Below are 16,536 nucleotides of genomic sequence, written 5' to 3'. Positions count from 1 at the left end.
TAATTTCAACCTCCGCGAAAGACTTGCACCTTAAATCAATCGTGAAGCAAGGTCTCTAAATAAGCCCCATAACCACTTTTAAGATATTTTGTGATCAGCACTTTCAATTGCTCATCATCAATAAATCCCTGGCGATAAGCAACTTCTTCAATACATCCTATTTTGGTAGCCTGGCGCTTTTCAATAACCCTTACATATTCTGAAGCATCACTTAATGAATCAAATGTTCCGGTATCCAGCCATGCTGTTCCTCTGTCCATTAACCCAACATGCAGATCGCCCTGTTCAAGATAAAATTTATTTACATCGGTAATTTCATACTCGCCGCGCGGAGAGGGTTTTAGGTCTTTTGCTATTTTAACTACGTTATTATCATAAAAATAAAGTCCCGGAACCGCATAATTTGATTTCGGCTTAACAGGTTTCTCTTCTATTGAAAGTGCCCTGAATTCTTTATCAAACTCAACAACCCCATATCTTTCCGGATCGGCAACCGGGTAAGCAAAAATCGCTGCGCCATCAACATCGCTAAAGCTGCGGATCAGTTCGGTAAAGCCGGTACCGTAAAATATATTATCGCCCAAAATAAGTGCAACTTTATCAGCACCGATAAATTCCCTGCCAATAACAAAAGCTTGTGCAAGGCCATTTGGTTTTTCCTGTATAGCATAGTGAAAATCGCAGCCTAATTCCTGGCCATTACCAAGCAGGCGTTTAAAACTTTCATTATCCTCCGGCGTGGTGATGATCAGTATTTCCCTGATACCTGCCTGCATCAAAACCGATAACGGGTAATAAATCATCGGTTTATCATATATCGGCATCAGTTGTTTACTTATTGCCCTGGTGATAGGATAAAGCCTGGTGCCTGATCCGCCTGCTAAGATTATTCCTTTCATGTAGTATCTGTTTAATTATTGAAGCTTGCTTATGCATTTGATAAGGCTATCTCTCCAATACGGTATTTCTATATTAAATGTTTGTTTTGCTTTGCTTTTGTCCATCACAGAGTAAGCCGGCCTAACAGCCTTTGTAGGATATTCATCTGTGCGGATAGGTATAGCTTTAACCTTAGTGTCCGAAATATCAAATACGGCCCTTGCAAAGTCAAACCACGAGGTTACGCCTTCGTTACTGTAATGATATGTACCGTAAGCCTTACTCCCGGTACTGATTATCATCAATATAAAATCAGCGAGGTCAATTGCATAGGTGGGTGTTCCTACCTGGTCAGCAATAATTTTGAGTTCATCGCGCTCCCCCCCTAACTTCAACATCGTTTTAACAAAATTATTGGCATATTCCGAGTACAGCCACCCCGTACGAATAATAAAATGTTCCCTTAATACTTTAGCCACTGCCAGTTCACCATCAAGCTTGGTTTTCCCATAAACGCTTATAGGCTTTGCTTCATCATCTTCGGTCAGCGGCCTGGCGACATCGCCTTTAAAAACAAAATCTGTTGAGATGTGGATTAATACGGCATCGTGTTTTACACATTCAACAGCAAGGTTCTCAGCCCCCATCCTGTTAACCTTTTCAGCAACAGCGGCATCGTCTTCTGCCCGGTCAACTGCTGTATAAGCTGCACAGTTAACTACGTATGCCGGTTGGTATTGGTCAAACAGCCTGGCCAGGCCATCTACATTTAAAATATCGGCTTCTTCTTCCGGTAAAAAAACCACCGGTGATATCCCTTTTAAAGATGCTACGTTTTGAATGCACTGCCCTAATTGGCCCGAAGCGCCGAAAATTAATATATTATTCATTTTGGTATTTTTCTGTCGTAAAGCAGGCCGGCAGCAGGTGCCCAAAGCCTTTAAAATAACCCGTAGTTTAGTGTAGCAAATATGTTCACTATATTTTAATTAATAGCTACAAGTAATCAAATAATTACACCTAAAATTACTGTAATCCATATTGATCACAACGGTGCTCGGTATCAAATTACCATTAAATTAAGCTAAATTTGCTTTTAAAATAACTTTTAAAATTTGAAACAACGCATAATTGGCTCTTACAATAAGCTGAAAGAAACAAATATAATTTCTAACTTCTTCAATTTAAGCAGCATTCAAATTTCAAATATTTTACTGCTTATCCTTATTATTCCTGTTATAACCCGCGCCGTTGGTATTGTTGAGTTTGGCATAATTATGTTTGCCACACGCTTTTCTCAATTTGCAGGCGCTATTGTCAATTACGGAACAGGGCAGTCAGGCGTGCGGGATGTAGCTTTTCACATAAACGATTCCAAAAAACTAAGTCATGTGTTTTTTAGCACGCTGCTTATAAGAACCATCATTTTTGTGTGCTTTTTGGCCGTTATGTTTGCACTGCAGTGGTTTCATATCCGTTATTATCCCTACCTGCTGCTCTCTATACCTATAGTTTTGGCCGAAGTTTTTAATCCGCTGTGTTTTTTCATCGGCGCAGAAAAACTCAGGATTTTTAACATATTAAACCTGGTATCAAATATCGCGTCGGTTTTGGGTATCCTGGTTTTTATAAAAAGCCCCGCGGATGCGGGTTGGGTTAATTTAATTTTGGGAACAAGCAGTGTAATAGCCTATTTTGGTTTATTGATCCATTTGCTGTCAAAACTTAAAGTTGATTTTTATCTGCCATCAAAAACTGAACTACTAAAAATCGGGAAAGATAACTTCTATCTTACTGTTAATAACCTTTCTGTGAACCTGCAACAGTCAATTATCATCTTTGCTTTACCTATATGGGGACTGGAGCGCTTACTGGGCCCCTATTCATTATGCGACAGGATCATTGGACAATGCCGCAACCTGTTGATCACCATTTCAAACGCACTGTACCCAAACGCAGCACATTTGTACAAACAAAGCATCACTAGCTGGAATGTTTACCGTAAAAAAACGAAGTACCTGCTTGCAGGTGTATTTTTCACGGGTTCGCTGCTTATATTCTTTCTCGCCGATTTTATTGTATTTACCCTTTCGAAGGAGCACAATACAACGGCTGTGCTGTTTTTAAAAATAATGGCATTGGTTCCGACAATATCGGCTCTGAACGTTTTAAATGTGCTCGACCAGCTTTTGAAAAATCATACCGTTTATATCTTTAGAATAGCGATAATTTTGTTCATCGTAACGCTATTAACCACATTCGTGCTGGTTACAATTGGTAGCGATCCTTTAATCGGGAGTTTCACCCTCATTGTGGAAGCGTGTGCCTTACTGATGTATGAATATATTGTAAATAAAACCTCAGTAAAAAATGGCTAAACCTGTAGCAATCATACTGCTCAACTGGAACACACCGGAACATACGGTTAACTGTATCCTGTCATTAAAGCAGTATTGCGATGAGGCCTTATTTGATATAATTGTGGCGGATAACGGATCAGCAGACAATTCACTAACCATCTTTAAAGCCCGGTTTCCGGAGCTGATTTATATTGAAAACAAGGAGAACCTGGGCTTTGCAGAAGGCAATAACAGGGGGCTGCTGTACAGTATTGAAAAAGGCTACACCTATTCGCTGGTTATGAACACTGATACCTTGGTTGACCAGGATTTAGTAAAGTGTCTTTTAACACACATGGACAGCCACCCCCAGGCGGCAGCAGTGCAGCCCGCCATTTACTGGATGCATGATAAAACTAAGATCTGGAACGGAGCGGGAAGCTTTAACCGTTTATCAGGCAAAACCATTTCTGACACTACAGTACCCGGCGAAACTGATTTGTTAAGCTATAAAGTTGCTGAATGGGTAACCGGGTGCTGCATGTTTATCAGGAATTCGGTATTAGCAAAAAGCGGGCTGTTTAACAAACTGTTCTTTTTGTATTACGAAGATGTTGAACTTTCATTCAGAATGCGCGGTGCGGGCTTTGAAGTGCATTATCTGCCATCATGCCGCATGTATCACGAAGCCGGAGTATCGGCCAAAGTATCAGCTCCAAAAAAAGAAGGGGCATTGAGCCCCGTTATACATTACTATGTGAGCAGAAACCATATCTGGTTTTTACGGCAATACGGCAGTGCGGTTTGTTACCCTGTTAATATAATTTATAATGGCTTTTACTACCTCGCCCTGCTTGCCTATTTTGTGTTGCGCCGTCGAAATGAAAAAGCAGGTTATTTAATTAAAGGTTTGAAAGAAGGGATTTTCACTTCAAAAAACCTAATTTGGCCTAAAAATAATTAATAAAGTACCGCCAAGGATGTTGTTCATTTTTCCACTCATTTATCTCACTTCTTTTTTTGTGGCATTGCGTGAGATTATAAGGGGCAACCGCCAGGGTATTTTGGTGTTTTTAATTTTCGGCCTTTCAATGTACACAACAGCAATGTCTGTTGCTTTTTTACTCGGTCTTAAGGGGTTTATTCCTATTTTTCAATACTTTAAAGAAGTTTTAATATTAACCCTGCTCACTTTAAATATAGTAACGCTCAAGTACCTGCCACGTCTGCATTTAATTGATTATGCGGTTCTCGGTTTTTTATTGTACACTTTAATTTACGCCATATTACCCATTGGTGAGCAAAGCTTTTTTGACCGCCTGCTCGCCTTTAAAAGCACCTCATTTTTTGTAGTGGTTTACTTTACAGGCCGGTTAATGGATATCCGGACCATTTACATCAGCAAATACTTTAACTATATTGTATTGCTAACGATTGCCGCGGGCGCGGTGTTGGTGGTTGAAGTTATCTTTAATCAGCACTTGCAAACCATAACAGGTTTTGCAGATTACGTTTATTACTTTTTTAATTTTGAGCCCAGTGGAAACTTTGGCCTCAGCTGGACATTTGAGTCGGAGGGCGGCTATAAACGTTTTGCCAGTTTTTTTGCCAATCCGCTCGAACATGCATCTGCTACCCTTTTAGCACTGTCGGTAATAATTGCTTTGTTTACGCGCGACGATAATAAATTCAAACCTTCCGGTATGGGGATGCTCGCTTTGGCAGCATCGTTTCTTTCCATACTTTTCGCACTATCGCGGGCTCCGTTTGTAAGTTACTTCATCATCATTTATGTTTACGCGCTGATTACCAAAAAAAAGTATATCACGCATACGGTACATGCCGCCTTTGGCCTGGCGGCGCTTTACTTAATTTACCTGTTCACCAGGTTTGGCGATAACAACAATGGGATCACCGCTGTTATTATGAATACCATCGATTTCAGCAATCCATCCAGCGTTGGTCATTTGCTGGAGTGGGCCGAAGGCATCCTTGCCATGATTGAAAAGCCCCTCGGGCTGGGCCTGGGTACCTCGGGCCGCGTTGCCGGCAGTTTGGGTGAAAACGTAGGGGGCGAGAACCAGTATATCATTATTGGCGTGCAGGCTGGTATAATTGCCTTATCTTTATATTTATCTGTATATATTATGCTGATAAAAACAAGCTTAAAATGGCTGCCAAAGTTAAAGGGAAAGGAAAGACAGGTTTGTATGGCCGTGCTGCTTTTAAAAATTGGATTTTTCATCCCTTTGCTCACGTCAGAGGTAGAATCATCGTCGTATATATCCTATGTAAACTGGTTTTTATCCGGCTTATTGATCAGTGTCATCATGCAACCAAAATTCAATCAATTACAGCCATCACATGATCATTGAAAAGATTATAAAAACATTAAAAAACGACCCCAATTATAAATGGGAAAGTCCGCATTCCACGCGGGATCTGCTCAGTATCAGCTGGGTTAGAGCCAGTCAAATTATCAGGGGATTGTTTTTGAAGCCGTTTTTAAAAAAATCAACCGGTCTGTTATTTGTTGGCCGCAGGGTTAAAGTAAAGCACGGCTACAAAATAACTGCCGGGAAGAATTTAATTTTAGAAGATAATGTGAGCATAAATGCCTTATCAGAAAACGGAATAACCCTCGGCGACAATGTTTCTATTGCCCGTGATTCCATTTTGTTTTGCACCGGGGTAATAGCATACAGAGGAAAAGGCATCACCATTGGCGACAGAACAGGAATTAGTGCCCGTGCATATCTTGCCGGGCAAGGCGGCATAACCATAGGCACCGATGTAATTATGGGCCCGAACGTGCAAATTTTTTCAGAAAATCACGACTTTAGTGATGTTAACCTAACCATTAAGGAACAAGGGGTTACCAAACAGCCGGTGGTAATTGGTAACAACTGCTGGCTTGGCGGCGGCACCAGTATTTTATCTGGTGTAACCATTGGCGATGGTTGCGTGGTTGCAGCCGGCAGCGTGGTTAATAAATCGTTCCCGGCAAATTCAGTAATAGGCGGCGTACCTGCAAAATTGATCAAAAACAGGGAAGGGATTTAAAATGCCAAAACCTTTAACAATAGCTGTAGATGTGCGCGACCTGCAGGTAGCCAAAACAGGTACCCGCACTTACCTGGAAGAGCTTTGTAAGGAGTTCAGGAAGTTGGAAAGCAACGAACTTAAATTTCATTTTATAGATACCGGCATTCCCGTTTATTCCGGCAATAAAAAACTCTTTAAATATATTGAACATGCCAGGCACCAGTTTTGGAAACAATTGGTATTACCGTTGAAAGCTTTCTTTAAAAACTGCGATATTGTTTTTTGCACTGATAACTGTGTGCCTTTACTGCATTTGGGATATAAAACTATCCCCGTTTTTCACGATGCTTTTTGTTTTGAGTCGCCGGAGACCTATGGGAAATTATGGCTTTGGCTTTATATGAAAACAGCTGTACCCGCTGCAAAACGATCTCCTTTTGTGATCACCCCAACCGAATGGTCAAAAAAACAGATTCATCATTTCACCAAAATAGCTAACGACAAACTGTTGGTAATATACGAAGGCCCAAAGGCATTGAAAAATAATGACGATGGAGAACACGCCACAACCGTGCTTGGTTCCTTTTCAATAAGCCCGCAAAATTACATTTTACATGTTGGATCGATGTTTAAGCGAAAAAACATTCCTGCACTTATTGAAGCCTTTGCTAAAGTAAAAAACACCGGCTACCCCGGTTTGAAGCTGGTGCTTGCCGGCCCGAAGCCTGCAAACTATTTCGACAGCGATTTTAAACTCATATCAGATGCTATCGAATCCCATCAGCTTAAAGGTAGTGTGGTGCTCACAGGATATCTCAGCGATATTGAATTGAGCGACTTTTATCAAAATGCGCTGATGTATGTTTTCCCCTCAATAAACGAAGGATTTGGAATTCCTATTCTGGAAGCATTCAAAAATAAGCTGCCTGTTTTAGTAGCTGATAATACCTGCCTGCCGGAAGTTGGCGGCGATGCCGTTTTAACATTTAACCCATTCGATACGAACGACATTGCTGAAAAAATAAAAACCACACTGGATAATTTGGACTTGCGAAAAGATTTGATCAGTAAAGGGCAACTGCGCTTACAATTTTTTTCGTGGGAAAATACAGCCAAACAACTGGTACAGGTATTTAAAAAATCGATTTAGCTGTTTGCAAATACCTTGATATGTTCATCAGCAACCATTTCCCAGTTAAATACGCTTAAAGCCCTTACCTGGGCTTTTTCGGCAAGGGCCAGCATTTGAGCGTAGTTGCTTTCGCAAAAATTGATTTCCTTTGTCAGGGATTCAATATTGCCCTTTTCAAACATCCGGGCAGTATCTAAAACGGCGTATTGATTTTCCTCAATATCGCTCACAATTAAGGGTACGTTTAACCCCATTACGGTTAAGACTACCGGCGACAAGCCCTCAACGTCCGAAGGCTGAATATAACAGTACGCATTGGACATCAGTGTATTTACGTCGCTGCCGTAAACATACCCTGGAAAAACGATGTTTTCATCAGCCATGTCCAGCAGTTGCTTTTCATAAGGTGATGGATTGGGCGACCCTCCAATAAGTACCAATTTTTTGTCTGATATGGATTTTTTAAACGCCGGTAATAAATAATGCAGGCCTTTATCAGGAATAAAGCGCCCCACAAATAAATAATATCCACCCTTTTTTAACCCATGCTGCTGCAAAATAGCAGTGCTGCCATTTCCGGGCTCTACTTCGCTGCCGAAAGGAATAAATTTAAATGTCTTCTTAAACTTATCTTCAAAAAGTTTTTTTGCAATTACGTTATCAAATATTACTTCGTTGGGTATATGGGCTGTAATAAAAGAGGAGAGCTTTAAATATAACTTTCCATACCACGGCCACTTATCTCTTTTCCAATCAACCCCGTCCTGGCTTATGAATACTTTTTTGCCGAACAGGCGTAATGGCAAGGCCCAGATACTGTTCCCTCCATTTTGGATGTGAACAATATCGGCGGTATTATTAACAATAATATCCCAGGTACATTTAAAAGAATGAAGCAGGGTGTCGAATCCCTTTTTTGAAGTTGTTTTAAAGGTTTTGATCTTTACCCCCTTATACTCGGTCACATCAACAAACACATCGGGGTAACGCCTGTTGTAAGCAACTACACTGTGCCCTCTGTTAACCAAACGGGGAAATAATTCAAGAGCAAATTTATCAGCACCGGCAGCACCTTTTGAGGGTGGGACCGACCGGAAGCCAAAAGCAGCAATACGCATTATTTAAAATAATATTTATAAAGTAATTATGTCTTCCTTTACAGAATAAATATTCTTTTCTTTTAAATAATCTGTGTAGTAATCAGTAATGTATTCTCTTAAGGCAACCTTCCAGTCGCGCATAATATTCATATTCCTTAGCTCCAGCTTTTTGTTTATCAAACGCTCAGAGGGCGGTCTTGGGGCAAAATAAGTATCTTTAAAATAAGTAGATGAAACTTCGTGAAAAGTAACTTCACTTTCAAGTTCAAGTATTTTTACAAGTTCTTCAGCTACTTCGCGCCTGCTGGTTTCACCGTTACAAACCAGGTTATATAATCCCCAGTATTCATTCTCGATCAGCAGTTTTACATTTTTAGCAAAATCAACGGTAAAAGTTGGTGTTCCATCTTTATCGTTCACTATATACAGGTCACGCTTACCGGACGCTATCTGTTTAATTATTTTGTTTATAAATTTCTTGTCTTTGTCAGGCCCTCCGCCCATCATCCAGCCAGCGCGGCAAACAATATATCGTTTGGCATTTTCGCGAACATAACGCTCACCCATATATTTTGATCGTGCATAATGTCCAAGCGGATTAGGCTCGTCCCAATCATCGTAAAAATCTTTGGTGCCGTCAAATATCCCGGCCGTACTGATATATAAAAGCGGTATGTCTAACTTATTCGCAATGAAAACTGCATTTTCAACAGCCGTTGTATTGGTTAGGTAAGTATCGTCAAGGTTAAGTTCACAAAATTCAAGATCAGTATATGCGCCTAAATGAAACAGATAATCAGGTTTAAAAGCCTCAACTTCCTTTTTATATTTATCAAAATCGCGAAAATCTAAAAAGCTAAGCCATTTCTCATTTACATCCTTATCTGTGCACTTAACTTCAAAGTCATTCTTAAATATGCGGTAAAAAGCTTCTCCAAGCATTCCACCTGCACCAGCAATGTAAATCTTTTTCTTCATATAAATGTTAAAACCATAAGGCAGAATCTGGTAGTTGATCCGTTAGTGACAGGATATTTATATAGACGTTATCACTTTACAAAATTAACCTTTTTTTACTTTACTAACCAGAATAATTTTTTAAAAACTCTCAATAATTTGATAAAATAATTCAAATACTTTGATTTTTAACATAGTTATATAAAATTTTTGCAACCAAAACGCCTGTTTATCATCACAAACGATAGTTGACAAAATTTTATTAACAGCTAAAAAACATAAGTTAAAGTTTAATTATTACGTTTCATTTACATCAAACCGCTACACGTCCGCTGAAAATTATTTCAGCAATTCCAAAGTAATTAACATGCCTGGAGATAGTTTTGGCTTAGCGCTTAACCGAAATTGAACGGGAATTGATGTAGAATTATTCGCCAATTTTTAAACTTTTATTTTTATCGTACTATTATCATTTAATACAGCCATCTTTGAATTTTGTTTTATTTTATGTTAAATTTTTAAAATTACTGCTTGTATTTTGAGTCAAATAATAGTTTAATGAATATTCTTGTTGTAAACTGGGCATGGTATCCAACCGGCGGCGATTGGACATATGTTGAAAACGTAGTTAATATTTATCAGCAAAAGGGACACCATGTTATCCCTTTTTCAATGAAAGACGAAAGGAATTTCCCTACCCCTTATTCGGATTATTTTATAGAAAATATCGATTACAAAAAAGTTAACAAACGCAGCATTTCTGCCGGTGTAAAAGTGGTAATGAAGAGTATTTATTCTTTTGAGGCCCAGGAAAACCTGGAACGGCTGTTAGCAGACGTTAAAATTGACTTCGCGCATATTAATGTGATCCATCATTACATCACACCCACAATTTTAAAAATCCTGAAAAAAAGAAATATTCCTATTATCTGGACTTTACATGAATATACTCCCATTTGCCCGGACAGCATATTTGTGAGCCACGGCCAGATCTGTGAAAGATGTTTTGGCGGCGCATTTTATAACTGCATTACGCATTCATGCAAAAAAGGATCATACCTGGCCAGCACTGTTGCAGCCCTGGAGAATTATGTACACAAATACCTTAACTATTACGCATACGTTGATCATTTCGTTTGCCCTTCAGTTTTCCAATACGAAAAATACAAGCAGTTTAACTTTTTCAACGACAAACTGGTTCAGATTTATCATGGTTACGATTACGCTGAAATTGAAAAGGCAAAACAGCTTACTGTTCAGAACCCCGAAAAATATATTGTTTTTGTAGGCAGACTTGAAAAGATAAAAGGCGCCCATACTTTGCTAAAAGCGATGCAATCATTACCCGAGGTTTCTTTAAAAATAATAGGTGACGGCACCCAGGAAGACGAGTTGAAAGCTTATAAAGAGACGCACCAGTTAACGAACGTTACCTTTTTAGGTAAAAAAACCAAACAGGAAACCCTGCAGGTGATTAATGGTGCCGTTTTTTTGATTTGCCCTTCAGAATGTTATGAAGTGTTAGGGTTTACTGTTGTTGAGGCTATGGCTCTGGGCAAGCCTGTAATTGGGGCTGCTATCGGCGGTATCCCCGAAATGGTTATTGATAACTATACAGGCCTGTTATTTACTCCGGGTAATGTTGAGCAATTGTCCGAAAAAATAAAATGGCTGATTCAAAACCCTGATGTCGCGGCCAAAATGAGCATAAATGCACAGATCCACATTAATAAATTGATTAATAACGAAACTCATTTTAAAAGTTTACAAACACTGATACCGGAATTGTAATAATCCGGACTTTGCACCCGTTTAAACTTTTTTGTGCGCGGTAAACAAACTAATTATGCAAGATTGTGTTAACCATGCACCCAAATTTACAAGGGCCAAAGTAACCGGGCGGCCGGCTATTTATGGAATTAGACCGATATAATATTTTATATTTGCACCACAAGCTTAACCTCAATTTCTACATGCGGATTAAATACCTGTTATATATTTTATTTTTTGCTTTAACTGTTTTTTCAAAGCAAGCCATGGCCCAGGAAGTTTCACTGAGCAATATTCAAAACGTTAAAGTAGCAGCATTAAGTGACGAGCAAATAACCCAGGCGTGGAAAAAGCTTCAGGATTCTGGAATTCCTGAACAGGATGCCTATAAACTGTTGATTCAAAAAGGAATGCCCGCTGATGAAGTTGAAGCGTTCAAAAACAGGGTAACCTTACTTGGTTTAAATAAAAAAACAGGATCTAAAACCACCCAATCATCTGAAAAGAAAAAGATAGATTATTCAAGGGACATAAATGATACCGTGATAGCCCCTAAATCTGTCAAGCCTGAACAGCCTGTTGCCGTAAAAACATTAAGCGTTTATGGTTCTGAATTCTTTAATCAAACCGCTATAAAATTTGAACCCAATTTTTCTGTAGCTACACCTAAAGGCTATGTATTGGGCCCTGGCGATGAAGTAATTGTACTCTTAACCGGTTTAAATGAAAGCAGCGTGCGTAGTAAAGTTAGCCCTGAAGGTAATTTACAGATCCCATACGCAGGCATTGTGTATGTGAATGGGTTTACCATTGAACAGGCAACCAATTTAATCAGGAGCAAAATGACCAAGGTTTATCCTGCTTTAAGTTCCGGACAAACTCAACTTGCAATTAATTTAGGCAATACCCGTAGTATTAAAATAACCATAGTTGGCGAAGTAAAAACACCCGGATCATATACCCTTTCGTCTTTATCTACGTTATTTAATGCCTTATATAATTCGGGGGGGCCAAATCAAAACGGATCATTACGGGATATTCAGCTGATAAGAAATAACAAACTTTATAAAACGGTTGATTTTTACAGTTTTCTGCAACGCGGTTTGCTTGATGGAAATATCAGGCTTGAGGATCAGGATGTGATCAGGATCCCAGTTTACAAAAAACGGGTGAGCATTAACGGGGAAATAAAAAATCCGGCAATTTACGAGCTAAGAGATAATGAAAATATTGAAGACCTGGTTAAGTACGCCGGCGGTTATACAGACATTGCCTATAAAGGCATTGCTAAGGTTGACCAGATAAACGCCCTTGAAAGGGAGGTTAAAGACGTTCCCGCAAATCTATTTGCCAATTACATACCACATAATGGCGACATGGTTCAAATTGGGGCAATTACAGACCGCTACACCAACAGGATCACACTCGAGGGTGCTGTTTACCGGCCGGGGATATATGAGCTGACTGCCGGCTTTACTTTGGCGCAGTTGTTAAAAAATGCGCAGGGTTTAAAGCCTGAAGCTTATATGGAGCGCGGCTATATTAAAAGAACACTCCCTAATCTGGCAAAAGAACTGGTTTCGTTTAAACCGGAGGATGTTGTAAGCGGAAAGAATGATATCCCATTGTTACGTGAAGACTCCGTTGTAATACTCAACCGCGATATTTTCACCCCCGATCAAAAAATAACGGTTGATGGTTTTGTAAGAAAACCATCCATTATAACTTATCGTAAAGGATTAAAACTCGCTGATGTTATCGCAATGGCCGGCGGCTTTGACGAAGAGGCAGCTAATCACCACGTAGAGATCTCGAGGATCATTAAAAACTCGTCAGACAGTGTTGCCAATCAATTGGTCAATACTTTTATTGTAAATATGGATGATCCGGCGGCTACCCAGGAAATTGAACTGCAGCCTATGGATTTTATTTATGTTCCGCGACTGGTTAATTACCGCTCATTAGGAAACGTACAAATAAAAGGCGAAGTTGTATTTCCGGGAGATTATGCAGTTCAAAAACGCGATGAAACGGCTCTTGATTTCTTAACACGGGCCGGCGGCGTAACACCCTACGGATCTATTGAAAATGCCCAGGTTTACCGCAAAGGGATCAGGGTTAATTTAGACCTTACAAGGAAGAACCCAAATCAGAAGCAAAAAACTGATATGATATTAATGCCGGGCGATAGTTTATATGTTCCGCGCGTTATCTCGTATGTTGAAGTTTCAGGAGCGGTAAATAACCCTCAATATGTAAGCTATAATGGCCGTAGGTTTAAATACTACATCAATGCTGCTGCAGGCACTACTCAAAATGCACGCTTAAAAGGCGCGTACATTAAATATCCTGATGGTTTGAATCAACCGGTAAGGCACTTCTTGTTTTTCCGTAATTACCCGGTAGTAAAACCAGGAAGTAAAATTGTGGTTCCGGAAAAAACGGCTGACTCCAGGATAAAAATTGGGATCGGAGATATAAGTGGAATAGCCGCTGCATTAACTGCAATAGTTAGTATTATTGCCATTTTACATAAATAACAATGACCCAGGAAAATTCTCCATACCCATACGAACCGGAGTTCTCATTTAAAAAGCTGCTTAATGACCGTGTAGGCGATATTACTTATATCTTACAATTTAAGAAAGCACTGGCACTGGTTTTAATTATTGGTGGTTTGCTTGGGGCTTTAACAGCATGGCTGTGGACACCTACCTACACCGCCAGGTTAACATTTGTTGTTGACGATTCAAAATCAGGTGGCGGAGCTGGCGGGCTTTCTGCATTGGCAGGACAGTTTGGGTTTAACCTGGATGGGTTAGGCGGAGCAAGCGGCGTATTGGCCGGCGATAACGTTGAAGAATTGATTAAAAGTCATCGGCTTATCAAGGCTACCTTGTTAACCGCTTACGACAGCACTCAAACGCTTGCAGACCGGTATGCTGCTGTCAATAAGCTTGATAAAAAATGGCTAAAATACAGCCCCGATGGCAAAATCATCCGATTTCCGTTAAATGGTTTAAAAAACAGCAGGCTCCAGGATAGCCTGTTGCATGAAATGACCTCTTTGATACTGGCGGGTGAATTTGGAATTTCAAAGACGGATAAAAAACTCGGCTTTTTTGAGGTTGATGCTACCATGAAAGATGAAAAGTTAGCATTGCTGTTCTGCAATAGGATGATCAAACAATCAACCGATTTCTTCGTAAGCACCAAAACAAAAAGATTGCGAAATAATGTTGACCGGTTGCAACAACGTGCGGATAGCATTGGTGCAATACTTAACAGAAAAACTTATGATCTTTCGTCAGCCAACCAAACGTTGCTGGATATTAACCCCGCCTATACCAGGGCAAATGCCAGCGTTGATATAAAGGAGCGCGATAAGATTGTACTATCAACCATTTTTTCAGAGACAGTAAAAAACCTGGAGTCAAGCAAAACCATGCTGGCACAGGAAACCCCAACCGTACAGATTGTTGACGAACCAGAATTACCTTTAAAAAAGAACAGGCTTAAATATTCAATTGCGATATTAAGCGGATTGGTTATAGCGGGTATTCTCTTCAGCTTTTATAAATTATTAACCAGGAAAAAGCAGGCTGATTAAAATCTGAATGTTACACCAAGCACCGCATGCAGGTTATAAACATCATTATGAGGAATATAATACTGATCAGGATTGTAGTCTTTCAGCACCCATTCGTAGTTAAATGATTTTACCTGTTCAATGGTAGCATTAAATATCAGGTTTTTATAATTCCATTCGCCTTGCAAAGCAAAAGCAAAATCAACCCATTTCCTGCTATTGCCATTTATATCAGGCAGATAAATATTTGAAAAATCGACGCCGTGCTCATATCGTTCAAACCGTACGCCTAATTTTTTCAATCCAGATACCCAGCTTAAGTCCATTGATTGCAGATTCCCTCCGGAGCCTGTACCGGCACCAAGGATTTGTCCAAGATTAGTTTGCCCCTGCAAAACCTGGTAATGCACGTACCAGGTACCAGCCTCCCTAACCAGCCGGTCAGCCGTTTCTGATAGTTGAGTTACCTCAGCCCCAAACAGAAGATGCTGGTCAGGACGACCATTGAGATCTATCATTTTTCTTACACCAAAAACATAAGCCCGTGAATGGTCCGGAGACCCTATAAAGTCTCTTGAGTTGTACGAATTGTCATTCAACCCGTATTCAAAATAAACCTCGGCCTTTGCTTTAGTAAATAACCAGCGTGCGTACAACGAGGTGTACTGATCACGTGGAATTGGGTCGCCGTCAGCTGTATTTTGCTTTTGATAAGGGAAAAAGAAAGGCAAATATTCGCTCAACGTATTAACGTCTTTATGATAAGCGTCAAATGTCCTTGTAAGCCCCAGGGTTAAACCCTCAACCCATTTTGGGTGGTAATTTATATTAACACCCGCAAAGTAACGCCAATTGGTAGGTTTGGGCCTTAAAAGAGACTTGCCGTTTGACAATGTTGTAACCAACAGTGGGTTAAAATCCGAAGACTCCAGTTTCGCTCCAATAATCTGTCCCTCAAACGAACCGAGGAACGTACTAACGGGGCGCACTGTATTTAAGGTAATGTGCTTAAAACCGGGTGCATTATCACTAAGAATCAGTGCATTACGTACTCCCGGTCCCCACCAGATATTTTCGTTTGAAAGGCCTATGGAAGCAGGTCCAAACGTTAACCGGATGCTGCTTTGACCCAGGAAAGCCCTGCTGTACGGCCCTGTTCCAAAACGTTCAGGGTTATCTATCTTATTACCAAAAGCATAGTAATTAATCAGGTCCTGGTCCGAATGTCCGGTGGCAAACCCATTAAATGCAGGGTTGGCAGCATAAACATATTCGGGGCGTAGTTGTATGCTTAAAGGCCCAAATTTTACGAAAAACCCGCCGCTTATCATGGTTTGATACCCCTTTGCAGGGATCATTGCGCCATCATTCCAACCATATGGATGATCAGAATTAAATTGCTGCTGCCAGCTTATCGGCAATATTTGAAAACTCCCCAGGCCGTTAGCAAATGATATAGGTCCGGTTGACACCCAATGATCAGTCTTCAACGTACTATCAGGGTCATATACATCATGCGTTTTCAGCATCGGCCCTGCAAAAAGAGGGCGAACGGTAAATGAAATGTTAGAGTCAACTTTTCCAAGCAGTTGCATCCTTCTGTAATAGTCATCAAGAACTGGCGTACCAACCGGCAGTGATTGCGCTTTTACTTTAGTGTTTATTACGAAAGTAAAGAGCGCCATTATATTTATTATATAAAATATCTTTCTCATTTTTAGCTGT

Annotated in this window: 13 protein-coding genes; 8 read left to right on the top strand and 5 right to left on the bottom strand. The window is 40.1% G+C overall.

Annotated features, from left to right (window positions below; translation table 11 throughout):
- Positions 1-35: 35 nt before the first annotated feature.
- Both rfbA and rfbD read right to left on the bottom strand, forming a co-directional pair.
- Complete coding sequence (rfbA, locus tag MuYL_RS08340; RefSeq protein ID WP_094570098.1) at positions 36-899, bottom strand: glucose-1-phosphate thymidylyltransferase RfbA; 864 nt, start codon at positions 897-899, stop codon at positions 36-38.
- A gap of 15 nt (positions 900-914) precedes the next feature.
- On the bottom strand, positions 915-1,769 hold the full coding sequence (rfbD, locus tag MuYL_RS08335; protein WP_094570097.1) for a dTDP-4-dehydrorhamnose reductase: 855 nt from the start codon (positions 1,767-1,769) through the stop codon (positions 915-917).
- 225 nt (positions 1,770-1,994) lie between these two features.
- On the opposite strand from rfbD, the gene MuYL_RS08330 reads away from it, so the two are divergent.
- The 5 genes from MuYL_RS08330 (at position 1,995) to MuYL_RS08310 (ending at position 7,413) form a co-directional block, all read left to right on the top strand.
- Positions 1,995-3,257 carry an oligosaccharide flippase family protein gene (locus MuYL_RS08330; RefSeq protein WP_094570096.1) on the top strand — a complete coding sequence of 421 codons (1,263 nt, stop codon included), beginning with the start codon at positions 1,995-1,997 and terminating at the stop codon, positions 3,255-3,257.
- Entirely contained in the window at positions 3,250-4,182 is a 933-nt protein-coding gene (locus MuYL_RS08325) for a glycosyltransferase family 2 protein (protein WP_094570095.1), read from the top strand. Before MuYL_RS08330 ends, MuYL_RS08325 begins: the two co-directional genes overlap by 8 nt.
- 64 nt (positions 4,183-4,246) lie before the next feature.
- Entirely contained in the window at positions 4,247-5,593 is a 1,347-nt protein-coding gene (locus MuYL_RS08320) for an O-antigen ligase family protein (RefSeq protein WP_157740697.1), read from the top strand.
- The gene (locus MuYL_RS08315) at positions 5,583-6,281 is read left to right on the top strand and encodes an acyltransferase (protein ID WP_094570093.1); all 699 of its coding nucleotides are present in this window, start codon (positions 5,583-5,585) and stop codon (positions 6,279-6,281) included. The genes MuYL_RS08320 and MuYL_RS08315 overlap by 11 nt, the downstream gene beginning before the upstream one ends.
- Position 6,282: 1 nt before the next feature.
- Positions 6,283-7,413, top strand: coding sequence for a glycosyltransferase family 4 protein (locus MuYL_RS08310; protein ID WP_094570092.1), 1,131 nt, complete (start codon positions 6,283-6,285; stop codon positions 7,411-7,413).
- On the opposite strand, the gene MuYL_RS08305 is transcribed toward MuYL_RS08310, so the two are convergent.
- Positions 7,410-8,513, bottom strand: coding sequence for a glycosyltransferase (locus tag MuYL_RS08305; protein ID WP_094570091.1), 1,104 nt, complete (start codon positions 8,511-8,513; stop codon positions 7,410-7,412). The two genes, MuYL_RS08310 and MuYL_RS08305, sit on opposite strands and share 4 nt — an antisense overlap.
- 15 nt (positions 8,514-8,528) lie before the next feature.
- Entirely contained in the window at positions 8,529-9,473 is a 945-nt protein-coding gene (locus tag MuYL_RS08300) for an SDR family oxidoreductase (RefSeq protein ID WP_094570090.1), read from the bottom strand.
- Between the two features lie 537 nt (positions 9,474-10,010).
- On the opposite strand from MuYL_RS08300, the gene MuYL_RS08295 reads away from it, so the two are divergent.
- From MuYL_RS08295 to MuYL_RS08285, 3 genes are all read left to right on the top strand, one after another.
- Positions 10,011-11,243, top strand: coding sequence for a glycosyltransferase family 4 protein (locus MuYL_RS08295; protein WP_094570089.1), 1,233 nt, complete (start codon positions 10,011-10,013; stop codon positions 11,241-11,243).
- 122 nt (positions 11,244-11,365) lie between these two features.
- Positions 11,366-13,762, top strand: coding sequence for an SLBB domain-containing protein (locus MuYL_RS08290; protein WP_094570088.1), 2,397 nt, complete (start codon positions 11,366-11,368; stop codon positions 13,760-13,762).
- Positions 13,763-13,764: 2 nt separating this feature from the next.
- Positions 13,765-14,832 carry a hypothetical protein gene (locus MuYL_RS08285; RefSeq protein ID WP_094570087.1) on the top strand — a complete coding sequence of 356 codons (1,068 nt, stop codon included), beginning with the start codon at positions 13,765-13,767 and terminating at the stop codon, positions 14,830-14,832.
- Here MuYL_RS08285 and MuYL_RS08280 read toward each other — a convergent pair.
- Positions 14,829-16,526 (bottom strand): capsule assembly Wzi family protein, encoded by a 1,698-nt coding sequence (locus MuYL_RS08280; RefSeq protein ID WP_094570086.1) that lies wholly within the window; start codon positions 16,524-16,526, stop codon positions 14,829-14,831. The two genes, MuYL_RS08285 and MuYL_RS08280, sit on opposite strands and share 4 nt — an antisense overlap.
- Positions 16,527-16,536 lie beyond the last annotated feature (10 nt).

This window comes from Mucilaginibacter xinganensis (genome assembly GCF_002257585.1).
Lineage (GTDB): Bacteria > Bacteroidota > Bacteroidia > Sphingobacteriales > Sphingobacteriaceae > Mucilaginibacter > Mucilaginibacter xinganensis.
This window is presented reverse-complemented; position numbering and strand designations above follow the sequence as displayed.

Coding starts and splice junctions, on each gene's coding strand:
- rfbA (WP_094570098.1), bottom strand. CDS start 899: ATGAAAGGAATAATCTTAGCAGGCGGATCAGGCACCAGGCTTTATCCT.
- rfbD (WP_094570097.1), bottom strand. CDS start 1,769: ATGAATAATATATTAATTTTCGGCGCTTCGGGCCAATTAGGGCAGTGC.
- MuYL_RS08325 (WP_094570095.1), top strand. CDS start 3,250: ATGGCTAAACCTGTAGCAATCATACTGCTCAACTGGAACACACCGGAA.
- MuYL_RS08315 (WP_094570093.1), top strand. CDS start 5,583: ATGATCATTGAAAAGATTATAAAAACATTAAAAAACGACCCCAATTAT.
- MuYL_RS08310 (WP_094570092.1), top strand. CDS start 6,283: ATGCCAAAACCTTTAACAATAGCTGTAGATGTGCGCGACCTGCAGGTA.
- MuYL_RS08305 (WP_094570091.1), bottom strand. CDS start 8,513: ATGCGTATTGCTGCTTTTGGCTTCCGGTCGGTCCCACCCTCAAAAGGT.
- MuYL_RS08300 (WP_094570090.1), bottom strand. CDS start 9,473: ATGAAGAAAAAGATTTACATTGCTGGTGCAGGTGGAATGCTTGGAGAA.
- MuYL_RS08295 (WP_094570089.1), top strand. CDS start 10,011: ATGAATATTCTTGTTGTAAACTGGGCATGGTATCCAACCGGCGGCGAT.
- MuYL_RS08290 (WP_094570088.1), top strand. CDS start 11,366: ATGGAATTAGACCGATATAATATTTTATATTTGCACCACAAGCTTAAC.
- MuYL_RS08285 (WP_094570087.1), top strand. CDS start 13,765: ATGACCCAGGAAAATTCTCCATACCCATACGAACCGGAGTTCTCATTT.
- MuYL_RS08280 (WP_094570086.1), bottom strand. CDS start 16,526: ATGAGAAAGATATTTTATATAATAAATATAATGGCGCTCTTTACTTTC.